The following is a 20,969-nucleotide window of genomic DNA, read 5'->3' on the forward strand; positions in this document are numbered from 1 at the left end:
CGTGGTGTCGGGCGCAACGCGCACGGGGGGTTGATGGGGGCCGTGATGTCGGGCGCAACGCGGACGGGGGGGTTGATGGGGGGCGTGATGTCGGGCGCAACGCGGACGGGGGGTTGATGGGGGGGCGTGGTGTCGGGCGCAACGCGCACGGGGGGTTGATGGGGGGGCGTCCCGCCCCCCCATCCTTCAAATGAAAGTCATCCCGCTGGGCGCCGACTCGCTGGGCGTGCGCTCGATGGCGACCTTCGTGGAAGTCGGGCGCACCGGGATCCTGCTGGATCCCGGGGCGACGCTGGCCCCGGCCCGGTTCGGCCTTCCCCCCACCGACGAGGAATGGGACGCGCTCCGCCGCGTGAACGACCGGATCTCCGCCTACGCGACGCGGGCCCAGCTCGTCTTCGTGAGCCACTACCACGAGGACCACTTTCGCTCGGACCCGGCGTCCTACCGGGGCCGCCTGGTGATGGCCAAGGACCCGCGCCGGCTCATGCAGGCCCAACAGGCGCGACGCGGCATCGAGCTCTGGCGCGCCCTTGACGGTCACGCGCGGGTGGAGGCGGCGGACGCCGCCGTCCGCCGGGAGGCCGACCTGACGCTGGAGGTGTCGCCACCGCTGGCCCACGGAGTGGAGGGCACTGCGCTCGGCTACGTGGTGGCCCTCACCGTCGTCGATCACGCTGAGCGCGAGCGGTTCGTGTTCGCCTCGGACGTCCAGGGCCCGCTCTCTCCGGTGGCCGCGGCGTATCTGGCCCGCCAGCGGCCGACCCTCCTCTACCTGTCGGGTCCCCCGTCGTACCTCGAGCACGCGCTCGGGGCGGCGGTCATCGATCGCGCCGTCGAGCACCTGCTCCGCATCATGGAGGCGACCGGCTGCCGCGTCATCCTCGATCACCATGCGGTGCGGGAGGCCCGCTGGCGCCAGCGGCTCGGACGCCTGCTGGAGACGGGCAGGGTCACCACCGCCGCCGGGCACGTCGGCGTGGCCGAGACGCTGCTGGAGGCCGGTCGTCGCGAGCGCTGGAGCGTTCTGCGCCGACCCCCGGCGAGGGTTCCCGGCGAGCGTGCTATGATCACTCGACGCGGCGTCAACCGCCGCACGGCGAAGGGAGGAAGGCCAGAGTGAGCACTGCCAGTGAGACAGCGCTCAAGGTGGGCGATCCGGCTCCCGAGTTCACGGTCAAGTCCGTCGGCCTCAAGGACATCAGCCTGCGCGACTACCGCGGCAAGCACGTCGTGCTGCTCTTCTATCCCTTGGACTGGACGCCGGGGTGAAGCACCTGCATGCCCGCCTTCGATAAGCGCGTGCGCGACTTCGAGGCGGCGAATGCTCAGGTGCTGGGCATGAGCACGGACAGCCCCTTCAGCCACGACGCCTGGGCCAAGGCGGTCGGCATCAGCCACTACCCGCTCCTGTCCGACGTCCACCGGAGCGTGGCCCGGGCCTACGGCGTGTACTGGCCCGACTGGAACGCCAACGTTCGGGCCACCTTCATCATCGATCGACAGGGCGTGGTGCGCTTCACCGAGCGCTACGGTAAGGGCCAGTTGCCCGACCCCGACAAGATCCTGGCCGAGGTGAAGAAGCTCGGCTGACCATACCCTCGAATCGCGTGTCTGGTTGGGTCGGCCGCGCGCCGAGGTGTTCAGCTTCTTCGCCGACCCGGCGAACCTGGCGCGCCTGACGCCATCCTGGCTCGGCTTCCGGCTCCTGGGCCCGGCGCCCCCGATGGCCGCGTTCGCCGTGTTCGACTACCGCATTCGCTGGCTCGGACTGCCGCTGCACTGGCGCGCCTTCATACGGGAATACGATCCGCCGGCGCGCTTCGTCGACGTCCAGGTGCGTGGGCCCTATCACAAGTGGGAGCATCGGCACCTGTTCTGGGAGGAGCAGGGGGGCACATGGGTCGAAGACTACGTGCGTTACCAACTGCGTCTGGGACCGCTCGGCCGTGCGGTCCAGGCCCTGGTCGTCGGCCGGCAGCTCGCGGCGATCTGGGCCTACCGCCGCCGCCGCCTGACCGAGCTGGTGGCTCCCGCGCTGGATCGGCCGCCGTGAAGCGTGACGAGCTCGGCGCCCACATGTCGGTCGCCGGGGGGCTCTGGCGGGCGCTGGAGCGCGGGCACGCCCTCGGCTGCGGCGCCGTGCAGATCTTCCTCAAGAACCAGCGGCAGTGGGCAGCGCCGCCGCTCACCGCCGATGACATCCGGGACTTCGCCGCGGCCCGTCGCCGTACCCGCATCCCCGCCGTCTTCGCGCACGCCAGCTATCTCATCAACCTGGCCGCCCCCGCCTCCCCCGAGTGGGCTCGCGCCGTCGACGCGTTTACCGACGAGCTGGAGCGCGGCGAGGCGCTGGGCCTGGCCTGCCTCGTGGTGCATCCCGGCTCCCACTTGGGCCAGGGCCTGGAGGCCGGGCTGGCCCGCGTGGCGGCGGCGCTCGACGAGGCGATCCGCCGAACGTCCGGCTATCGCATCCGGGTCGCCCTCGAGAACACCGCGGGGGGCGGCGGCACCGTGGGTCGGCGCCCGTCCGAGCTGGGGGCCATCCTGGGCCGCATCGCGCGACCCGAGCGCGCCGGCGTGTGCGTCGATACCTGCCACCTGTTCGCCGCCGGCTACGACATCCGCAAGCCAGGCGGCTGGGAGGCCGTCGTGGCCGAATGCGCAGTCGAAGTCGGGCTCGAGCGGGTTTTGGCCTTCCATCTCAACGACGCGAGGGCCGGACTGGGCTCCGGGCTCGATCGCCACGAGCACATCGGCCAGGGGCATCTCGGTCGCCCGGCGTTCCGCCGGCTTCTCCGGGACCCCCGGTTCGCCCGCGTCCCCAAGGTCCTGGAGACACCGAAGGCCCCGGAGCCGGTGGCCGACCGGCGCAACCTCGCCCGGCTGCGCGCGCTGCGGGTCGGGCCGGCGACGGGGGTCCGCCGGCCCGGCTGACGCCGCTCAGCGGGACGAGGTCACCCCGACCCGCCGACACAACGCGCGCACCGGACAGCGCGAGCAGTGCGGGGAGATCGGCGTACAGACGTTCTGCCCGAAGCTGACGAGGAGATCGTTGTACCCGATCCAGTACCGGCGGGGAAGCCGCTGGCGCAGGGCGGCTTCCGTCTTCTCGGGCGTCCGCGTGCGCACGTAGCCCAGCCGGTTCGAGATGCGGTGCACGTGGGTGTCCACGCAGATCCCCGGCTTGCCGTAGCCCATGGTCACCACCAGGTTCGCGGTCTTACGCCCCACCCCGGTGAGGGTCAGCAGCTCGTCGATCGTCTCGGGGACGCGGCCGGCGAACCGCTCGATGAGGGCCCGACAGATCGCGCGAATGGCGCGGGCCTTCGTGCGATAGAAGCCGACCGGGTAGATGGCGCGTTCGATCTGACGGGGCGTGAGCCGGAGCATGGCCGGCGGCCGGTCGGCCAGGGCGAAGAGCCGGGCTGCCGCCGGGCCCGTGGTGGTGTCCTGCGTGCGCAGGGAGAGGATGCAGGCGATCAAGACCCGAAACGGATCGCGCGACTCGGTCGCGACCACGGCGAGCGCGGTGGGGCTCCACGCCGGCCGCGTGCGCTCCAGCCGCCGGATGATCTCCCCGATCTTCAGGGCTTGCCCTTGAGCGAGTCGAGCAGCGCGCGGGCGCGCGGCACGTCTCTGGCAGTCCAGTCGGCGATGCTGGTCGGCGCGCGCTCGTTGATCACCCGGGTGAGCTCGCGCCGGGCCTCGTCGTGGCGGCCCGCGCTGATCAGGAGCCGGGCGAGGTCGACCCGAACCACCGTGAAGCGCGGGTCGATCTGCAGGGCTTTGCGGTAGTGCTCCTCGGCTTTCTTGCGGTCCCCTCCGAGCAGTTCGGGCACCTCGAACAGGACGTTGCCGGCCAGCGCGTGCCCGCGCGCCGACTTCGGATTCAGCATGAAGATGGTGTCGAGCTCCCGGCGCACGGTTGGCAGGAGAAAGAGCGAGCGCACCACTCCCCGGGCCTGCCCCCAGCGCCCGGTATTGATGGCGTACCACAGGTGCGCCTCCTCGGTGCGGGGCGCCAGCTCGACGGCACGCTGCCCGAGCTCCCGGCCGCGGTCGTAGGCGGCCAGCTTCGCATCCGGCGTGGTCGCCCGCACCTCGCCCAGGAGGAAGTAGACGTGGGACAAGAGAATGAGACTTTCCACGCGACGCTCCCGCGCGATGGCCGCTTCCAGGACATCGCGGGCCCGGTCGAGCCGGGTGAGATCCTCGTGGTAGCGCGCGATCAACCGGCGAGCTTGCTCCTCGGCCGACGAAGCGGCGCCCGCGGTGGGTGTGAGCACGGCCAGGGCGAGCGCGACGGCGACCAGCGCCAGACGGCTCCACATCGGCGGGCACTCTAGCGTCCGCTGCGGCGGAGTGTCAAATCGGAAACGGTTGACATCGGGCTCGCCGTTGCCGATGCTCGCTCGGGGCGGAGCGCCGGTGAGCGAGAGCGGAGCGCGGAGAATCCAGTGGAAGCGCTGAAGGCGCTGGCCCTGGCCGGCATGGCGTGCTGGGCCGGCATCACCGCCTTCTTCTCGTTCGTGGCCGCGCCCGGCCTCTTTCGAGCTCTGGAGCGCCGAGAGGCCGGCGAGCTGGTCGCGACCTTGCTACCGGCCTACTACCAGTGGGGGATCGCGCTGGCTGGAGTCGCCGTCGGCGCGCTGGTCGTGCTCGCCGCACGGGCGAGCGCGGGTCGTCTGCGGCACCTGGTTGGAGCCGCGCTCGGCGCGGTGATGGTGGCCTGCCTGGCCTGGGCGCTCGGCGTGAACCTGCCCGAGGCGAACCGCGCGCGTCGGACGGGTGACGACGCCGGCTTCGCCGTCGCCCATCGCCAGGCGGTGCGGCTGAATGGCCTCGTGCTCCTCTGCGGAGTGGGCGTCGTCGTCCTCGAGGCATTCACTCCCGTGTCCCGGCGCTTGCGCTGACGCGATGCTGCTGGCCCTGGTGCCAGTGGCCGGCGCGGAAGACGTTACCGGGGTCGACGGCCAGCCGATCATGCTCCAAACGCTGCAGCCCGGGACGCGGGTGGTGATTCGCGGGGCGGAGCCTGTCATGCTCCGTGACGGCAGATACGTGGTGATCGCCGAGCCCGGGTCCACGGTCTCCGACCCCGCGGCGCTTCCTCGGGCAACGGTCGTGACGGCCCCAGCGGTGATCAGCGAGCCCATCGTCCGGGGCAGGGTGGTGCGCTTCGATGAGCGTGACGGGCTCGTGGTGCTGGACAACGGTCGCTCCGTGCAGACGCGGGCCGACACGGTCGCGTTGGTCGACGGTCGCCCGGTCGAGGTGTTCGAGCTGCGCCCCGGAATGGATGTCGTGCTCACCGCCATCGATCCGGTGGTGGACCGGAACGGCCGCTACGTGCTCTTGAACGAGGGCCTCGGCGACGACAACGGCTTTCCGCTGGCCCTGGAAGCCGACTTCGAGGGATACGAGGCCGACATCGGCCACGGGGGCACGCAGGTGCAGGCACCCTGACGTCTCTCGGCTGGAGGGGGCGTCACGCCCCCTCCAGCTATTCGTAGCGGAGCGCTTCGATCGGATCGAGCCGCGCGGCCTTGCGCGCGGGATAGAAGCCGAAGAAGATGCCGATGGCCGCGGCGAAGCCGAAGGCCAGCGCGATGGCTTCGGGCGCGACCAGGGTCCGCCACTCCGCCAGATAGCTGATACCCCGGGAGGCGCCCAGGCCGAGGACCACCCCGATCAGGCCGCCGATGAGCGACAGCGTCGTCGCCTCGACCAGGAACTGCAGGAGAATGTCGCGCCCGCGGGCGCCCACGGCCATGCGCAGTCCGATCTCCCGCGTCCGCTCCGTCACCGAGACGAGCATGATGTTCATGATTCCGATACCGCCGACGAGGAGCGACACGGAGGCGATGGCGGCGAGCAGATAGGTCATCACCTTCGAGGATTCCTCCTGGGTCTGGAGGACGTCCGCGATGTTCCGGATCCAGAAATCGTCGTCCTGAAAAGCCTGCAGCCGATGCCGCTGGCGCAGCAGAGCCCGCACCTGCTCCTCGGCCTCGGCCATGTCGTGGCCGGGACGGATCTTGATGGAAATCGTTCCGACGGCGCGGGGGCTGGCCTGGTTCACCCCCTGGATCTTCTTTTCGGTCGTCAGCGGAATCAGGATCACGTCGTCCTGGTCCTGCCCCCAGGAGCTCTGGCCCTTGCGATCGAGCACCCCGACGACGGTGAAGGGGACCTTCTTGATCCGGATGACCTGCTCCAGCGGGTCGCCATCGCCGAAGAGGTTCTGCGCCGTGGTCTGGCCAACGAGGGCGACCTTGGCGGTGCCTTCGAGGTCTTCGAGGCCGAGGGGGCGGCCGGCGGAGACGACCCAATCGCGGGCCTCCAGATAGCCCGGGGTGATGCCCTGAACGCCGGTGGACCAGTTCAAGTTGCCGAAGACGACCTGGGCGTTGGCCCGCCTGGACGGTGCCGCGACCTGAACGGCCGGGATCTCCAGGGCGATGGCCCGGGCGTCGTCCTCGGTGATTCGGGGCAGGGTGCCGTGGCCGAGGCGTAGCCCCCCGGCGCTGACGCTGCCCGGCAGCACGATGATCAGGTTCGAGCCCAGGCTCTGGATCTGCTCGGCGACCCGGACCTGGGCGCCGGCGCCCACGGCCACCATGGCGATGACGGCGCCCACGCCGATGATGATGCCGAGCATGGTCAGCGCGCTGCGCAGCTTGTTGACCCGGAGGGCGCCGAGCGCGATCCGCACCGACTGCAGCAGCGTCACGCCAGCGCCTCCTCGGGCAGCTCGGCCAGGGCCTGGGCCGCGTCGCGGCAGACGCCGGTTCGCTCGTCACGGAGCAGCCGTCCGTCCCGAAAGGCGAGCACCCGCCGCGCGTAGGCCGCGATTTCGGCCTCGTGCGTCACCAGCACGATCGTGAGCCCGGCCTGGTTCAGGCGCTGGAGCAAGGCCATGATCTCCACGCTGGTCCGGGAATCGAGGTTGCCGGTAGGCTCGTCGGCCAGCAACACGACCGGGTCGTTGACCAGCGCACGAGCGATCGCCACGCGTTGCTGCTGACCGCCGGAGAGCTGGCTGGGGTGGTGGGTCTCGCGGTCGGCCAGACCGACGGCGGTCAGACGCTCCCGGGCCCGCTCCCGCCGCGCCCGAACCGGGAGCTCGGCATAGAGCAGCGGCAGCTCGACGTTTTCCAGCGCGCTGGTGCGGGGCAGCAAGTGGAACTGCTGGAAGACGAACCCCACCTTGGCGTTCCGGATGCGGGCCAGGTCGTCTCGCGGCAGCTGGCCCACGTCGACGCCGTCCAGCCAGTAGTGCCCGCCGGTCGGCCTGTCGAGGCAGCCGAGGATGTTCATGAACGTCGATTTGCCGGAACCGGACGGTCCCATCACCGCCACGAACTCGCCCCGCTCGACGCCGACCGTGACACCCCGGAGGGCGTGCACGGTGTGCGGCCCGAGGCGGTAGTCCTTGGTGATCCCTTCCGTCGCGATCAGGACCATGTCAGAGTCTGAGTCGCGGCGCGCCGCCCGGCCGGCCCGGAGCGCCGGCGCCGCCGGACGCCCCGACGACGACGTCCTGGCCCTCCTGCAGATCGCCGCTCACCACCTCGGTGGAGGCCCCGTCGGTGATGCCCAGGCGGATGCTCACCGCCTTCGGCTTGCCGTCGGGACCGAGGATGAACACACGACCGGTCGACGCGCGTCGGGCGGTTCCCAGGGCGTCATAGCGCGCCTGCTGCTCGGGAGTGAGGATTTCGCGGATGCGAGCCCGCGTCGTGGCACGAAGGCGCTGGGTACGCCAGCGCTCCGCCCACGGGCTCCGGATCTCCTTCCGGAGCTCGAGCATTCGCTGACGGCCCTCCTCGAGAATCGGGTCCAGCCGCGCCTGCTGCTCGGCCGAGAGGTCGAGGCCCTTCACCAGGCGCTCCCGGATCTCGGCCACGGACGGCTCACTCCCCGCGGCATCACCGCTGTCGCCGGCGGGCCGGAAGCGAAGCGCGGCGTTGGGCACCTTCAGCGCCTCGGCCTTCTCGGCCACGACCAGCCTGGCGTTCGCCGTCATGCCGGGGAGCAGTCGGCCACGGGGGTTGTCCACGGCCACCACGACGATGTAGGTGACGACGTTCTGGACGACCTGCGGGGCTTTGCGGATCTGTGTCACGCGGCCGGCGAACGTCTCGCCGGGGAAGGCGTCCACCGTGAAGGTCGCCGGTCCGTCGAGCGTCACGCGGCCGATGTCGGCCTCGTCCACGCTGGTGTCGACCTGCATCTTGGTGAGGTCCTGAGCGATGGTGAAGAGCACGGGCGCCTGCAGGCTCGCCGCCACGGTCTGTCCGACGTCGACCTGCCGGGAGACGACCACGCCGTCGACGGGTGCCCGGATGATCGTATGCGCGAGGTCGGCCTGGGCCTGCTGCAACGCCGCCTGCTTTTGCCGGACCTGGGCCTCGGCCGTCTTGAGCTGGGCATCGGCCACGCGCCGCTGGGCCTGGGCCGAGCTGATGGAAGCCAGGCCGGCCTGCTCTTTGGCGTGCGCGGCCTCCAGGGCGGCCTCCGCCGAATCGAAGGTGGCCTGGGCCGTGTCCTGCTCGCTCCTGGCGATGAGCTCGCGCCGGAAGAGCTCGGTCTTGCGCTCGAGGTCCCGGCGGGCGTCGGCCAGGGCCACCTGGGCGCGCGCCGTCTGGGCCCGGGATTCGGCGTGCGCCGCCCGGACGTTCTCGACCTCGGCGCGGGCGCGCTCCACCTGGGCCTGCTGATTGAGGACGGCGGCATGGGCGCCTTCGACCTCGGCCCGGGCCTGGTTGACCTTGGCCTCGAAGGTCACGGGATCCAGGCGGGCGATGATTTGACCCTGTCGGACCACCGAGTTGAAGTCGGCGAGGAGCTCCTTGATCTGCCCGGAGACCTGGCTGCCGACCTGGACCGTCTTCACCGCGTTGAGCGTCCCGGTGGCCGACACGGCGGCGGTGAGGGGCCCGCGCTCCACGCGGCCGAGGCGGTACTGGGGAGCGTTGCCCCCGCTCTGCACATAGAAGTAACCCCAGACACCGGCGGCCACCGCCAGCGTGACTAGACCGAGTGATACATACCGCTTCATCGCCTGTTTAGACGCCCCCGGAGGTCGGTCTCATTTACCCGTACCAGCTTACTGCGGGCAGGCGTTATCGCCTACCGCGCGCGCGATCGAGCCGATAGAGGGCGATCCGGTAGTCGGCCAGCGCCTGGGCCTCGACGTTCTGGGCCTGGGTGAGCGCCAGCTGCGCGTCCGTGAGCTCCAGGATCGTGCCGACGCCGGCGTCGAAACGGCCCTGGGCCAGGCGAAAGTTCTCCTGGGCGGACGCCACCGCGGTCTGAGCGGCCTGCAGCCGCTCCTGAGTCTCTTCGATCGTGATCTGGGCCTGCTCCACCTCTCGCAGCAGATCCAGCTCCAGCGCCCGCACCCGGGAGCGAGCCGCGTCGACGTTGGCCCGCGCCTCGCGGTAGCGGCCGATGCGGCTGCCGCCATCGAATATCGGCCACGTCAGCGAGAGCGTCAGGCTCCACACCTCCTCCAGCTCGTCACGGACGGCGCCGTACGTGCCGCTGCCCGTGATATCGGGGAAGAAGTCGCGGAAGGCCTGGCGCGCCACGGCCTCGGCCGCCTGGACCTGGAGGTTGACCTGCCGGTACTCGGGCCGCTGGCGAAGCGCCTCGGCGCGGATCTGGGCCCGCTCGAGCGCCACGGGCTCGTACACGAGGTTGTCCTGGATCTGGGTCGGCGTGTCGATTCCGATTCCCATCGCCGTATTGAGGGCGACCCGGGCCAGCCGCTCGGCATTGCGGGCGCGGATCAGATCGACGCGGGCGTTGGCCACGTCGACTTCGGCGCGGGCCACGTCCGACCGGGGCCGGGTCCCCACGTCGAAGAATCCCCGGGCGGACTTTAGATTGAGCTCGGCACGCTCCACCGCCTGCTCTTGCACGCGGATCAGCCGCCGGGCGAACAGGGTGTTCGTGTAGGCTTCCTTGACCGCCAGCGCGATGAGCTGCCGCTGCAGCTCCACATCTTCCAGCGCCACTGCCGCCAGCTTCTTGGCCGCCTCGGTCGCCGCCAGGTTCTTGCCGAAATCGAAGAGGAGCTGGGAGAGCGCGACCTGGGCCACCAGCGTGTCCTCGGGGTGGCGCTGCACGATGAACGAGGTGGCGCCGGCCGCCGTAGGCAGGACCGAGCTCTGGCTGCGGCTGGTGCTGATCGAGCTGCTGAACTGGGGCAGGAGCGGGGCCATCGCCTGATCCACGCGGAACCGCGCCGCCGCGTAGTCGTTGAGCCGCGCCTGGATCTGCGGCTGGGTCTCCAGCGCGATGCCCACGGCCTCGTCCATGGAGAGCTGCCGGCCGGCCACCGGGGCCGGCGTGGGCCGCTCGGCCGGCGCCTGAGCTGCCGCCGGCGACGTCGCGGCGGGGAACGTCAGCCAGGCGGCCAGCAACAATGATGTGATTCCTGTTCGTGCGCGCGTCATGCGCGGCTCCTCCGCTCGATTGGCGCCGTGAGGATACCACGACGCTCTGCGCCACGCGGGCGACGCCCGGGCGCGGTGATTGGGGACGGCCGGTGGACGAATAGTGGATGGATGGTGGATAGGTTTTTTCTTGACGACCGCGATATTCTGCGTGCTAGAGTCCCCACGCCACAAGATATAGTGATTTTCAGGGGGGCCGCCCCGGCGGCCGTACCCCCGCGGGCCGGCGGCCAGGCCACCTTGGCGACGGCCTCGTCGAGGCGCTTCAGAGGAGGTCACAGGATGCTATCGGAGAGCCGCCCGGCCAAAGTCGGCAAATGGACCGAACCCGCCCTCCGGGTCTTGCGGGAGCGCTACCTCACGCGCCAGGACGGCAAGGTGGTGGAGACGCCGGAGGAGATGTGCTGGCGGGTGGCGCAGTCCATCGCGGCCGGCGAGGCGCGCTACGGGCGCAGCGCGGCCGCCGTGCGCGAGGTGGCCGAAGCGTTCTACGACATGATGGTGGGCAGCTACTTCCTGCCCAACTCCCCGACCCTCATGAACGCCGGCAAGCGCAACGGGCTGCAATACTCGGCCTGCTACGTCCTGCCCGTGGGCGACTCCATGGAGGAGATCTTCGATTCGGTGAAAGCGGCGGCGATAATCCACAAGAGCGGGGGCGGAACGGGTTTTGCATTCTCGCGCCTTCGTCCCAAGGACGATCTGGTCGCCTCGACCGGCGGGCGCGCCTCGGGTCCCGTATCGTTTCTCCGCGTCTTCAACAGCGCCACGGAGGCCGTGAAACAGGGGGGATGCGTTACTCCGGACACCCGAGTTTCAACGAGCCGCGGCATCGTCGAGATTCGCGCGCTCGGTCCCGCCGAGGCTCCCGCGGATACCTGGCATCGCCACGCCGATCGGCTGCTGGTTGCGACCGACGAGGGTGCCAAGGAATCCGACGAGTTCTACAACCATGGTGTTGCGCTGATCCGTCGCGTTCGGACGCGGCATGGCTACACGGTCGCCGGTACGCTCGAGCATCGCCTGCGCGTGATCGACGAGGAAGGGCGGTACGTCTGGAAAGCGCTCGAAGACCTCAAGGTGGGCGACTGGGTCGCCCTGCAGAAGGGCGGCTACCTTCCGATCGAGGGGTTCCGGTTCCCCGCCTTCACCGCGAGGCAACACCCCAACGCGACGGCGATTCGCATTCCCCAAGCGCCGACGAGAGCCTTGGGAGAGTTCATCGGATACTGCCTGGGAGATGGAGCCATCTCGGTCAACGCCCGGGGCACTGGCCGGTTGATTCTGACTGTCGGCCAGACCGAACCCGATGTCGCGACCTGGCTCCTGCAGATTGCCGACCAGCTGTTTGGTCTTCATCCGATCCGGCAGAGCAAGCCCGATGACGCCTCCGACAACTATTTCTTCAACTCGACGACCCTGGTGAGTTGGCTCAAGGTCATGGGGGTCGAGAAGCCCTCGGCGAGCGAGGTGCGGTTGCCAGAGATTGCCTTCACCGCCGGCCCGGAGTTTGCCCGTGGCGTATTGCGTGGCCTCTTCACAGCCGATGGCACGATCTCGATTGACGGTTATTCCTCGTTGAGCAGCACTTCGCAGGCGCTCGTCGAGGATGTCCAGCAACTCCTCCTCGCCCTGGGCATTCCGTCCAGCGTCTCGGTCGTGGAGCGCCGGGCTGGCGCCTTCGGTGGCAAGCCCCTGCATCGGCTCCGGATCATCACTTGCGACGGTCTTCAGCGATTCGCCGACACGGTCGGCTTCTTTTCGGCCAAGAAGACGGAGCGGCTCGCGCGAGGCTTGAAGAAGGCTTGGGAGCGTAACGATGTCCTTCCCTTCCAGGGAGCGCTGCTCCGCTCGCTCTATGGGGGGCCGGGACGAGGCAGCGGCCCCGGGCGGGGATCGCGGGGGGCCGATCCTCGGCTCTATCGCGCGCTGCAACACTACTTGCCAGGCGTGAGCGCGCCCCGTCATCTGACTCGGTCTCGCTTGGAAAGACTCGCCGAGAAGTATGCTGCCCTTCGTGAGCATCCCACCGTCACTTGGCTCCTCACGAACAATCAGTTCTACGATCAGGTGACCAAGATCGAGGAGGGTGAGTCCCTCACGCTGGATCTCTCCGTGCCTGCCAACAACACCTACGTCGCCAACGGCTTCGTGAGCCACAACACGCGTCGCGGCGCCAACATGGGGATCCTCAAGGTGGATCACCCCGACATCCTGGAGTTCATCGAATGCAAGCTGGACGGGGGGATCACCAACTTCAACATCTCCGTGGCCGCCACCGACGTGTTCATGGACGCGCTGGAGAAGGGCGAGGACTACGACCTGATCAACCCGCACACGGGCAAGGTGGTGGGACGCCTGTCGGCCCAGGAGGTGTTCAGCCGCATCGTGCGCGCGGCCTGGCGTACGGGCGATCCGGGAATGGTGTTCATCGATCGGATCAACGCCAGCCCGGCCAACCCCACCCCCGAGATCGGGCAGATCGAGGCGACAAACCCCTGTGGAGAGCAACCGTTGTTGCCCAACGAGGCCTGTAACCTGGGATCGCTCAACGTCTCCAAGTTCGCCCGGCGCAGCCCGGCCGGCGAGTGGACGATCGACTGGGAGGAGATGGAGCGGGTCATCCGCCTGGCCGTGCGCTTCCTCGACGATGTGATCGAGATGAACCCGTACCCGTTGCCGGAGATCGACGCCACCGTGAAGGCCAACCGGCGGATCGGCCTGGGCATCATGGGGTGGGCGGACCTGCTGTTCCTGCTGGGCATTCCCTACGACAGCCAGGAGGCCATCGAGCTGGCCGAGCGGCTGATGGCCTTCGTCAAGGACGCGGCGCACGATCAGGCGGCGAAGCTCGCCGAGGAGCGGGGGCCGTTCCCGAACTGGAGCCGCTCCATCTACCGGCACGGCCGACCCATGCGCAACTCCACCGTCACCACCATCGCGCCCACCGGCACCATCTCGATGATCGCCGGCTGCTCGTCCGGAATCGAGCCCATCTTCGCGCTGGCCTTCGAGCACCGGGTCAAGCAGCCGGACGGCGAGCGCGTGCTCACCTTCGTCAACGAGACCTTCGAGGCGATCGCCCGCGAGCAGGGGTGGTTCTCCGACGCGCTGATGCAGGAGATCGCCCGCCGCGGCTCGCTACACGGCATCCCCGGCATGCCGGACGCGGCCCAGCGGGTGTTCAAGACCTCGCACGAGATCGGGTACGAGTGGCACGTCCAGCACCAGGCCGCGTTCCAGCGGTCGACGGACAACGGCGTGTCCAAGACGATCAACCTGCCCAACGCCGCCGGCGAAGAGGACGTCGCCAGCGCATATCGTCTCGCCTGGCAGCTGGGCTGCCTGGGCATCACGGTGTTCCGCGATGGCTGCAAGGGCGAACAGGTCCTCAATGTGGGCATCGGCGCCCCCAAGAAGGACGCGCTGGCCGCGGCTCCGGCGGCCACGGGGCCGGTGACGATCAAGCCCCGACCGCACAGCCTCCAGGGCACGACGTACCGGATGGAGACCCCGATCGGGACGGCCTTCATCACGGTCAACGAGACGCAGGACAAGGAGCCGTTCGAGGTCTTCGTCCAGGTCGGCAAGGGCGGCTCCGACACCATGGCGGTGGCGGAGGCGCTGGGGCGCCTGATTTCGCTCATCCTCAGGCTGCCTTCACCGTTCTCGGCGCAGCGCCGACTCGAAGAGGTCATCAGCCAGCTGAGCCGGATCGGTGGAGGCCAGCCGACGGGCTTCGGGCCGGCCAAGATCCTCTCGCTGCCCGACGCCGTCGCGCGGACCCTGGCCGAGCACATCGGGGAGCTGAAGCCCGCCCAGCTAACGGCGGTCTTCGCCAGCAGCAAGAAGAACATCGGGGACCTCTGCAAAGAGTGCGGCCAGGCGACCTTCATCTACGAGGAAGGCTGCAAGAAGTGCCTGAGCTGCGGGTACAACGAGTGCTGATTTCGTCGGAGGGGGCCATTCACAGGCGCGCCCTTTGGGGGGCGACGGCTCCCTCCGAAGCCTCCTCCGAAGCCTCCCCCAAGAGGCTTCGCGGGCAAAGCCCGCGCTCGAACAGCAGAACGTCCGCGAGCCGGTGCTACAATTCCGACGGCATGTCGTTCTCCGGTGGCTCGTACGAGGAGGTCGCGCGGTGGCTCAAGAACTTCCTCATCTCGCACGCCAAACGTGATGATCCGCGCGTAGAAATCGTGTTCGATTCCGGCGACGGACGCGAGGGCCGCTCGTACGGAGCACGTCTGCGACTGGGCGAGCGGCTCTCGGCGCCGTGGGAGCTGGACTACAAGGACGTCGCCGACAATCGCGGGAGCCTGGCCTGGTGCCGCGGCCTGGCCGAGCAGGTCCGGGCGGGGGCCCGGGCCCTCGTCCAGGCGAGGGAACCGGGGGCACGGTAGCGACGACCGCCACGTCCGCTCCCCCCACCCCCGCCGCTGCCCGTCCCGGCCGATGGATCGGCAGCGGCGACCTCAACGGCCTGCTGGGTCTCGCGCTCGACAACACCACCAACCTCGTCATCCTGGCCAGCCTGCTGATCGGCGTCTTCGGGTTTCCATCCGAGCTCGTGCTCACGCGGATGGTGCCGGGCACCGCGCTCGGCGTGCTGATCGGCGATCTCTCCTACACGTGGCTGGCGCTCCGGCTCATGCGACGGACGGGCCGCGACGACGTCACGGCGATGCCGTTCGGAATCGATACGCCGACGCTGTTTGCGATGGTATTCGGCGTCCTGGGGCCAGTGAAGCTCGCGACGGGGGATCCGGACCTGGCCTGGAAGGTCGGCATGGCGATGACGATCGCGATCGGACTGGTCAAGACGGGCCTGGCCTTCACTGGAGAGTGGACCCGGCGTGCCGTGCCACGGGCCGCGCTGCTCGGCTCCATCGCCGGCGTGGGGATCCTCATGATCGCCTTCCTGCCCGCGCTCAAGGTGTTCCGCGATCCCGTCGTGGGCCTGGTGGCGCTGGCCGTGCTGTGCCTGGCGCTCTTCGGGGGCGTTCGCATGCCGTTCGGCATGCCCGGAGCCCTGGCCGCCGTCACGGCGGGCGCAGGGATCTTTTGGCTACGCGCGGGTCTCGGCGGGCCCCCGCCGGCCCATGCGCTGCCCGTGGCGGGACTGGGCCTGGCGCTGCCGTGGCCGTCGCTGGCCTGGATGGCCGCGCTGCCGGCCGCGCTGCCGTACCTGTCGATCGCGCTGCCCTTCGCGCTGGTGACCGTGATCGGCGGGATCGACAACACCGAGTCGGCGGCGGCGGCCGGCGACGAGTACCGCACCCGCGACATCCTCATGACCGAAGCGCTGGCTACCATCGCCGCCGGCGTGGCCGGCGGTGTGGTGCAGAACACGCCCTACATAGGGCATCCGGCCTACAAGGCCATGGGCGCCCGGGCCGGGTACACGCTGGCGACCGGCCTGGTGATCGGCGTGGGCGCGGCGCTGGGCGCGCTGTCGGCGCTGATGACGGTCCTGCCGGAGGCCGCCGTGGCCCCGATCCTGATCTTCATCGGGCTCGAGATCACCGCCCAGGCCTTCCAGGCCTCGCCGGCCCGGCACGGTCCGGCCGTGGCCCTGGCGTTCCTGCCCGTCGCCGCGGCTGTCGTGCTCATCGTCGGCGGGAGCCTGCTCGGCGCTCTCGGCAAGACGCCGGCCGATCTGTCTGGCGACGCCGGCGCCACCTGGGCCGCGCTGGTCGTGCTGGGGAACGGCTTCATTGTCACCGCGGTGCTATGGGCGTGGGCCCTGGTCGCCATGCTCGAGCGCCAGGCGGGGATCGCGTGCGCCGTCCTGGCCGCCGCTAGCCTGGCCACGCTCTGCGGCGTCATCCACTCGCCGCTGCCGAACGGGGCGCTGTTCTGGCCCTGGGCAGCGCCCGACCCCGTCAGCGCCCACATCGCCGGCGCCTACGGCATGGCTGCCACGCTTTGTTGGCTGGCAGTCGGGCGGCGCGCCCGATAAGATGAAGGTATTCCGCGCACCCATCGTGAAGACTCTGCACACGCTCTCGAAGCAGCGGCGCGCGAGCGCAGCGTGACGGCACGCCCGGGAACCCCGGAGCGTCCGCTCCGCGTCGCGATCGTCGGCGCCGGGCCGGCCGGCTACTATGCGGCCGACGCCCTCCTGCGCCAGGATGGGGTCGTCGTCGACGTGGACATGTTCGACCGTCTGCCCACGCCGTACGGGCTGGTCCGCCTCGGGGTGGCGCCGGACCATCAGAAGATCAAAAACGTCACCACCACCTTCGACAAGATCGCCGCCCATCCCCGATTCCGTTTCTTCGGCTGCGTCGAGCTGGGCCGCGACATCAGCGTGGACGATCTCCGGCGGCACTACCACCAGATCGTCTACTGCACGGGAGCTCAGACGGACCGGCGGATGGGCATTCCCGGCGAGGATTTCAAGAACAGTCACCCGGCCACCGAGTTCGTCGCCTGGTACAACGGGCACCCCGACTACCGCGACTGCCAGTTCGATCTGACGCAGGAACGCGTGGCCATCGTCGGCGTGGGCAACGTGGCCGTCGACGTGGCGCGGATCCTCTGTCGTTCGACGGAGGAGCTGGCGCGCACCGACATCGCCGAGGATGCCCTGGAGGCGCTCGCCCAGAGCCAGGTCAAGGAGGTCTACCTGCTGGGGCGTCGGGGACCGGCCCAGGCGGCCTTCACCAATCCGGAGATCAAGGAGCTCGGCGAGCTGCCCAACGCCGACCTGGTGGTCCGGGCCGACGAAGTCGAGCTCGATCCTGTCAGCCGGGCGGCCCTCGAGCGCGATCCGGACCGCGCGACCCGCAAGAAGATGGAGATCCTGCAAGAGTTCGCCCGCCGGCCGGCCACGGGGAAGCCCCGCCGGCTGATCGTGCGCTTTCTCGTGTCGCCGGTGGCCCTGCTCGGCGACGAGGTCGGGAGCGTCAGGGCGATCCGGCTGGTGAAGAACCGGCTGTATGCAACGGACACGGGGAGCCTGGTGGCCAAGCCCACCGACGAGTTCGAGGACCTGCCGGCCGGCCTGGTCTTCCGCTCGGTCGGTTACCGGGGCCTGCCGCTCGCGGACGTGCCGTTCCAGGACGCGACCGGCGTCGTCCCCAACGTGCGAGGCCGCGTCGTGGACCCGACCACGCGCCAGCCCCGGGTCGGGGAATACGTCGCCGGTTGGATCAAGCGCGGCCCCACCGGCGTGATCGGCACTAACAAACCGGACGCCGTGGAGACGGTCGCCTGCATGATGGAGGACCTCGGCCTGGGCCGGGTCCAGGCGCCCGCGGCGCCAGGCGCCGAGGCAGTGGAGCAGCTGGTGCGGGAACGGCAGATCGAGTGCGTGTCGTACGGCGACTGGCGACGGCTCGACGGGCTCGAGATCGCGCGGGGTCGGCCGCTCAGGCGCCCGCGCGTGAAGTTCACGCGCATCAAAGACATGCTCGCCGCGCTGGGCCGCTGAATAGCGCCTTGACCGCTTCCGTCCTAGGTGGTAAATGGGCTCGACGTTGTGAACGCCGTCACGAACTCGAGAGGAGGCAGCATGACGAGGCTCGGAAGGGTGTTGGCCATGGTGGCGGCGGTCACCGTGGTGACCGGCGCGGGCGTCGGCGGCGCCTTGGCCCAGGGCGAGTGGAAGGCCCCGGCATCGGCGAAGGCCATGAAGAACCCGGTCAAGGGTGTAGGAAGCGCCAAGAAGAACATCGACACGAACTGTGTGCCCTGTCACGGGCCAGGCGGCAAGGGCAACGGCCCGGCCGCGGCCGCGTTGCCGCCCCCCAAGCCCGCGGACTGGACGTCGCAGAAGGTCCAGAGCGAGGCCGACGGTGAGCTCTTCTGGAAGATCTCCAATGGCCGCGGAGCCATGCCGCCCTGGAAGCACCTGCCCGAGAAAGACCGCTGGGAGATCGTCAACTACATCCGGACGCTCAAGGGTAAGTAACCCACCGGCTCCGGCTGTCTGCCGCGCCCCGGGGCTGCCATCCTCACGGTCTGGCGGTTCCGGGGCGTTCGTTTGTCGGTGAGCGGTGACGGTTGCGGGGTGGCGGCTGGCCAGTATCGACCTCGGCACGAACACCGTGCGCCTGCTCGTCGTGGAAGCCGAACGGGCGGGAGCCTGGCGGGTGCTCGACCAGGACCAGACGGTCACCCGGCTCGGCGAGGGGCTGGCGAGCCGCGGATGCCTGGGCGGGGAGCCGATGGCGCGGACGCGCGCGGTGGTCTCCGCGTACCTGGCGCGCGCCCGACGCGCGGGCGCCGGAGACGTTCGCATCGTGGCGACCAGCGCCGTTCGCGAGGCGGCCAACGGGCCGGACTTCTGTGCCGCGCTCGAGGCGATCGGCGCGGCGGTCCAGGTCGTGAGCGGCGAGGATGAAGCACGGCTCACCCTGCTCGGAATCGTGCGGGGCCTCGGTTGGCCGGGCGGGCCGCTGCTGGCCTTCGACATCGGGGGCGGGAGCACCGAGTTCGTGCTGGCCGCCGACGGCCGCGTCGTGGCGTCGGCCAGCCTCCGGCTCGGCGTGGTCGGGCTGGCCGAGCAATACCAGTTTCCCCGCGCCGTGGACTGGCCACGCTACCGCGAGTTGGAGCAGCTCGTCCGTGGGCGCCTGGTCGCGGAGCTGCCGCCGGCCATCCGCCGGGCCGGGGCGCGCGAGCTCGTCGGTACCGCCGGGACCGTGACGGCGCTGGCCGCGCTCGACCTCGACCTCACTCGATACGATGCCGGCCGTGTTCACGGCCACCGGCTCCCGCGCGCCGTCGTGGAGCGGCTGCGGGACCGCCTGGGCGCCCTCACCGTCGAGGAGCGAGCCGCCTTGCCGTGCCTGGAGCCGGGGCGGGCCGACCTCATCGTCCCCGGGGTCGCCATCACGCTGACCGCGCTCGACGTGATCGGGGCCGACGCCGTCGTGGTCAGCGACTGGGGACTGCGGGAAGGCATTCTGGCCGAGGCCCTGGAGGGCCACCGATGAGCCTGCGCACGCTCTTGCTGGCGCTGGCGACCCGGCCGCGGATCGGCGACTGGATGGATCGACTGCCCGCCACGCGGCGCTTCGTCCGCCGCTTCGTCGCGGGCACGACGGCCGAAGAGGCGCTGGCCGTCGTGGCCGATCTGAACCGCCGCGGCCTGTGGGGCGCCGTCACCTGTCTGGGCGAGAACGTGCGGGCCACCGCCGACGCCGAGCATGCGGCGACCCGGTACGTAGACCTGCTGGCCGAAATCAAGCGTCGGGAGCTGGTCGCGCTGCCCTCGCTGAAGCTGACCCATCTCGGGCTCGACCTTGGCGAGGCGGTCTGTGTGGCGAACCTCACCCGCGTGCTGGAGCAGGGGCGAGCGACCGGCACTCGCGTGTGGATCGACATGGAGTCGTCGTCCTACACCGACCGTACGCTCGCCCTCTACGCCCGATTGCGCCCGCGATACGAAAACGCGGCCTGCGTCGTCCAGGCGTACCTGCGTCGCACGCCGAACGACGTCGAGCGTTTGATTCCGCTGGGCTCCACCATCCGGCTGTGCAAGGGCGCCTACCGCGAGCCGGCGGCGATCGCGTTTCCCGACCGGCGGGACGTCGACCGTGCCTTCGCGCACCTGACCGACCGCCTGCTCGCCCCCGACGCCCTGGCCCAGGGCGTGTACACGGGGTTCGCCACCCACGACGAGCGGCTCATCGCTCATGCCGAGGGCCTCGCCGGCGAGCGTGGCGTCGGCGCCGATCGCTTCGAGATCCAGATGCTGTACGGCATCCGTCCCGAGCTGGCCGGCGCCTTGCGCGCTCGCGGGCTGTCCGTGCGGGTGCTGGTGCCGTTCGGAGAGGACTGGTACGGGTACTTCATGCGGCGCCTGGCCGAGCGTCCCGCTAACCTCGTGTTTCTCCTGCGTAATCTCTGGCGCCGCTGACGGGCTGATTTGACACCACCGGCAGCCCCGAATATGCTGAGAGCCACTGTGATGGACGATGTCGCGGTCCTGGTGCTGAACACCACCTTCGAGCCGCTGCATTTCACGAACGCCCGCCGCGCGATCACGCTCTTGCTGGCCGGCAAGGCCGAAGCCGTGGAGGCGTCTCCCCGCGTCGTGCGCTCACCGTCCGTCATCTTCGCGCTGCCCGCCGTGATCCGGCTCGCCATCTACATCCGCAAGCCGTTCGTCGATCGGGTGGCCTTCAACAAGAAGAACATCCTGCGCCGCGATGGCTACACCTGCCAGTACTGCAACCGACGCGGCGAGCGCCTGACCGTGGACCACGTCCTGCCCCGCTCGCGAGGCGGCGAGACGTCGTGGACCAACGTGGTGGCGGCCTGCCTGCGCTGCAACCTCAAGAAGGGCAACCGCCTGCTGGAGGACGCCGGGATGCGGCTCCTGCGCGAGCCGGTGCATCCGAAGTTCGTGTTCTCCACCCACATGCTGAAGCACCCTCACGCGACTTCGCTGCTCGACTCCTGGCGCAAGTACCTGGTGGCCGTCTCGGCGCCGCTCTGAACAGGGCCCGGGCAGGGCTGTCGCCACGCCCGTGCCCCGCCGGAATCACC

20 protein-coding genes are annotated in these 20,969 nt (G+C 70.0%); 14 read left to right on the forward strand and 6 right to left on the reverse strand.

Translation table 11 applies throughout. The features are described from left to right. Window positions 1-190 precede the first annotated feature (190 nt). The 4 genes from VFR64_17640 to VFR64_17655 are packed head-to-tail and all read left to right on the forward strand — an operon-like array spanning window position 191 to window position 2,937. Window positions 191-1,123: a hypothetical protein gene (locus tag VFR64_17640; protein ID HET9491564.1), complete on the forward strand. Its 933-nt coding sequence runs from the start codon at window positions 191-193 to the stop codon at window positions 1,121-1,123. 26 nt (window positions 1,124-1,149) lie between these two features. After that, window positions 1,150-1,593: a redoxin domain-containing protein gene (locus VFR64_17645; protein ID HET9491565.1), complete on the forward strand. Its 444-nt coding sequence runs from the start codon at window positions 1,150-1,152 to the stop codon at window positions 1,591-1,593. A gap of 25 nt (window positions 1,594-1,618) precedes the next feature. After that, complete coding sequence (locus tag VFR64_17650) at window positions 1,619-2,056, forward strand: SRPBCC family protein (GenBank protein HET9491566.1); 438 nt, start codon at window positions 1,619-1,621, stop codon at window positions 2,054-2,056. Beyond that, on the forward strand, window positions 2,053-2,937 hold the full coding sequence (locus VFR64_17655) for a deoxyribonuclease IV (GenBank protein ID HET9491567.1): 885 nt from the start codon (window positions 2,053-2,055) through the stop codon (window positions 2,935-2,937). Before VFR64_17650 ends, VFR64_17655 begins: the two co-directional genes overlap by 4 nt. 6 nt (window positions 2,938-2,943) lie before the next feature. Here VFR64_17655 and nth read toward each other — a convergent pair whose 3' ends face one another. Together nth and VFR64_17665 are read right to left on the reverse strand one after the other, a co-directional pair. After that, window positions 2,944-3,564 (reverse strand): endonuclease III, encoded by a 621-nt coding sequence (nth, locus tag VFR64_17660; protein HET9491568.1) that lies wholly within the window; start codon window positions 3,562-3,564, stop codon window positions 2,944-2,946. Between the two features lie 23 nt (window positions 3,565-3,587). After that, window positions 3,588-4,334 carry a tetratricopeptide repeat protein gene (locus VFR64_17665; GenBank protein ID HET9491569.1) on the reverse strand — a complete coding sequence of 249 codons (747 nt, stop codon included), beginning with the start codon at window positions 4,332-4,334 and terminating at the stop codon, window positions 3,588-3,590. Window positions 4,335-4,460: 126 nt separating this feature from the next. Here VFR64_17665 and VFR64_17670 point away from each other — a divergent pair, with 126 nt between their 5' ends. Beyond that, window positions 4,461-4,916 carry a DUF4149 domain-containing protein gene (locus VFR64_17670; protein ID HET9491570.1) on the forward strand — a complete coding sequence of 152 codons (456 nt, stop codon included), beginning with the start codon at window positions 4,461-4,463 and terminating at the stop codon, window positions 4,914-4,916. A gap of 4 nt (window positions 4,917-4,920) precedes the next feature. Continuing rightward, window positions 4,921-5,469 (forward strand): hypothetical protein, encoded by a 549-nt coding sequence (locus tag VFR64_17675; protein HET9491571.1) that lies wholly within the window; start codon window positions 4,921-4,923, stop codon window positions 5,467-5,469. Between the two features lie 37 nt (window positions 5,470-5,506). Here VFR64_17675 and VFR64_17680 read toward each other — a convergent pair whose 3' ends face one another. From VFR64_17680 to VFR64_17695, 4 genes are all read right to left on the reverse strand, one after another. Further along, window positions 5,507-6,736 carry an ABC transporter permease gene (locus VFR64_17680; GenBank protein ID HET9491572.1) on the reverse strand — a complete coding sequence of 410 codons (1,230 nt, stop codon included), beginning with the start codon at window positions 6,734-6,736 and terminating at the stop codon, window positions 5,507-5,509. Further along, window positions 6,733-7,470 (reverse strand): ABC transporter ATP-binding protein, encoded by a 738-nt coding sequence (locus tag VFR64_17685; GenBank protein HET9491573.1) that lies wholly within the window; start codon window positions 7,468-7,470, stop codon window positions 6,733-6,735. Before VFR64_17685 ends, VFR64_17680 begins: the two co-directional genes overlap by 4 nt. Window position 7,471: 1 nt before the next feature. Continuing rightward, complete coding sequence (locus VFR64_17690) at window positions 7,472-9,067, reverse strand: efflux RND transporter periplasmic adaptor subunit (protein HET9491574.1); 1,596 nt, start codon at window positions 9,065-9,067, stop codon at window positions 7,472-7,474. 64 nt (window positions 9,068-9,131) lie between these two features. Continuing rightward, window positions 9,132-10,469, reverse strand: coding sequence for a TolC family protein (locus VFR64_17695; protein HET9491575.1), 1,338 nt, complete (start codon window positions 10,467-10,469; stop codon window positions 9,132-9,134). A gap of 282 nt (window positions 10,470-10,751) precedes the next feature. Here VFR64_17695 and VFR64_17700 point away from each other — a divergent pair, with 282 nt between their 5' ends. The 8 genes from VFR64_17700 (at window position 10,752) to VFR64_17735 (ending at window position 20,919) form a co-directional block, all read left to right on the forward strand. Continuing rightward, a complete protein-coding gene (locus tag VFR64_17700) occupies window positions 10,752-14,417 on the forward strand; it encodes an adenosylcobalamin-dependent ribonucleoside-diphosphate reductase (protein HET9491576.1) in 3,666 nt (1,221 codons plus the stop codon). A gap of 152 nt (window positions 14,418-14,569) precedes the next feature. Continuing rightward, complete coding sequence (locus VFR64_17705; GenBank protein HET9491577.1) at window positions 14,570-14,869, forward strand: hypothetical protein; 300 nt, start codon at window positions 14,570-14,572, stop codon at window positions 14,867-14,869. Continuing rightward, on the forward strand, window positions 14,794-16,428 hold the full coding sequence (locus tag VFR64_17710; GenBank protein HET9491578.1) for an MFS transporter: 1,635 nt from the start codon (window positions 14,794-14,796) through the stop codon (window positions 16,426-16,428). Before VFR64_17705 ends, VFR64_17710 begins: the two co-directional genes overlap by 76 nt. A gap of 72 nt (window positions 16,429-16,500) precedes the next feature. After that, complete coding sequence (locus VFR64_17715; protein ID HET9491579.1) at window positions 16,501-17,904, forward strand: FAD-dependent oxidoreductase; 1,404 nt, start codon at window positions 16,501-16,503, stop codon at window positions 17,902-17,904. A gap of 81 nt (window positions 17,905-17,985) precedes the next feature. Then, window positions 17,986-18,384 (forward strand): cytochrome c, encoded by a 399-nt coding sequence (locus VFR64_17720; GenBank protein HET9491580.1) that lies wholly within the window; start codon window positions 17,986-17,988, stop codon window positions 18,382-18,384. 85 nt (window positions 18,385-18,469) lie between these two features. Continuing rightward, window positions 18,470-19,411, forward strand: a complete 942-nt coding sequence (locus tag VFR64_17725; protein HET9491581.1) for a Ppx/GppA phosphatase family protein — start codon at window positions 18,470-18,472, stop codon at window positions 19,409-19,411. Further along, a complete protein-coding gene (locus tag VFR64_17730; protein HET9491582.1) occupies window positions 19,408-20,337 on the forward strand; it encodes a proline dehydrogenase family protein in 930 nt (309 codons plus the stop codon). Before VFR64_17725 ends, VFR64_17730 begins: the two co-directional genes overlap by 4 nt. 33 nt (window positions 20,338-20,370) lie before the next feature. Further along, window positions 20,371-20,919, forward strand: coding sequence for an HNH endonuclease (locus tag VFR64_17735; protein ID HET9491583.1), 549 nt, complete (start codon window positions 20,371-20,373; stop codon window positions 20,917-20,919). The last annotated feature ends 50 nt before the right edge of the window (window positions 20,920-20,969 follow it).

The sequence above is a fragment of the Candidatus Methylomirabilota bacterium genome (assembly GCA_035709005.1).
In the GTDB taxonomy this organism is placed as follows: Bacteria; Methylomirabilota; Methylomirabilia; order Rokubacteriales; family CSP1-6; genus 40CM-4-69-5.

Excerpts from the sequence above, each read along its gene's own strand:
- VFR64_17640 (HET9491564.1), top strand. The coding sequence starts at position 191 with ATGAAAGTCATCCCGCTGGGCGCCGACTCGCTGGGCGTGCGCTCGATG.
- VFR64_17665 (HET9491569.1), bottom strand. The coding sequence starts at position 4,334 with ATGTGGAGCCGTCTGGCGCTGGTCGCCGTCGCGCTCGCCCTGGCCGTG.
- VFR64_17675 (HET9491571.1), top strand. The coding sequence starts at position 4,921 with ATGCTGCTGGCCCTGGTGCCAGTGGCCGGCGCGGAAGACGTTACCGGG.
- VFR64_17685 (HET9491573.1), bottom strand. The coding sequence starts at position 7,470 with ATGGTCCTGATCGCGACGGAAGGGATCACCAAGGACTACCGCCTCGGG.
- VFR64_17690 (HET9491574.1), bottom strand. The coding sequence starts at position 9,067 with ATGAAGCGGTATGTATCACTCGGTCTAGTCACGCTGGCGGTGGCCGCC.
- VFR64_17695 (HET9491575.1), bottom strand. The coding sequence starts at position 10,469 with ATGACGCGCGCACGAACAGGAATCACATCATTGTTGCTGGCCGCCTGG.
- VFR64_17700 (HET9491576.1), top strand. The coding sequence starts at position 10,752 with ATGCTATCGGAGAGCCGCCCGGCCAAAGTCGGCAAATGGACCGAACCC.
- VFR64_17705 (HET9491577.1), top strand. The coding sequence starts at position 14,570 with ATGTCGTTCTCCGGTGGCTCGTACGAGGAGGTCGCGCGGTGGCTCAAG.
- VFR64_17720 (HET9491580.1), top strand. The coding sequence starts at position 17,986 with ATGACGAGGCTCGGAAGGGTGTTGGCCATGGTGGCGGCGGTCACCGTG.
- VFR64_17730 (HET9491582.1), top strand. The coding sequence starts at position 19,408 with ATGAGCCTGCGCACGCTCTTGCTGGCGCTGGCGACCCGGCCGCGGATC.
- VFR64_17735 (HET9491583.1), top strand. The coding sequence starts at position 20,371 with ATGCTGAGAGCCACTGTGATGGACGATGTCGCGGTCCTGGTGCTGAAC.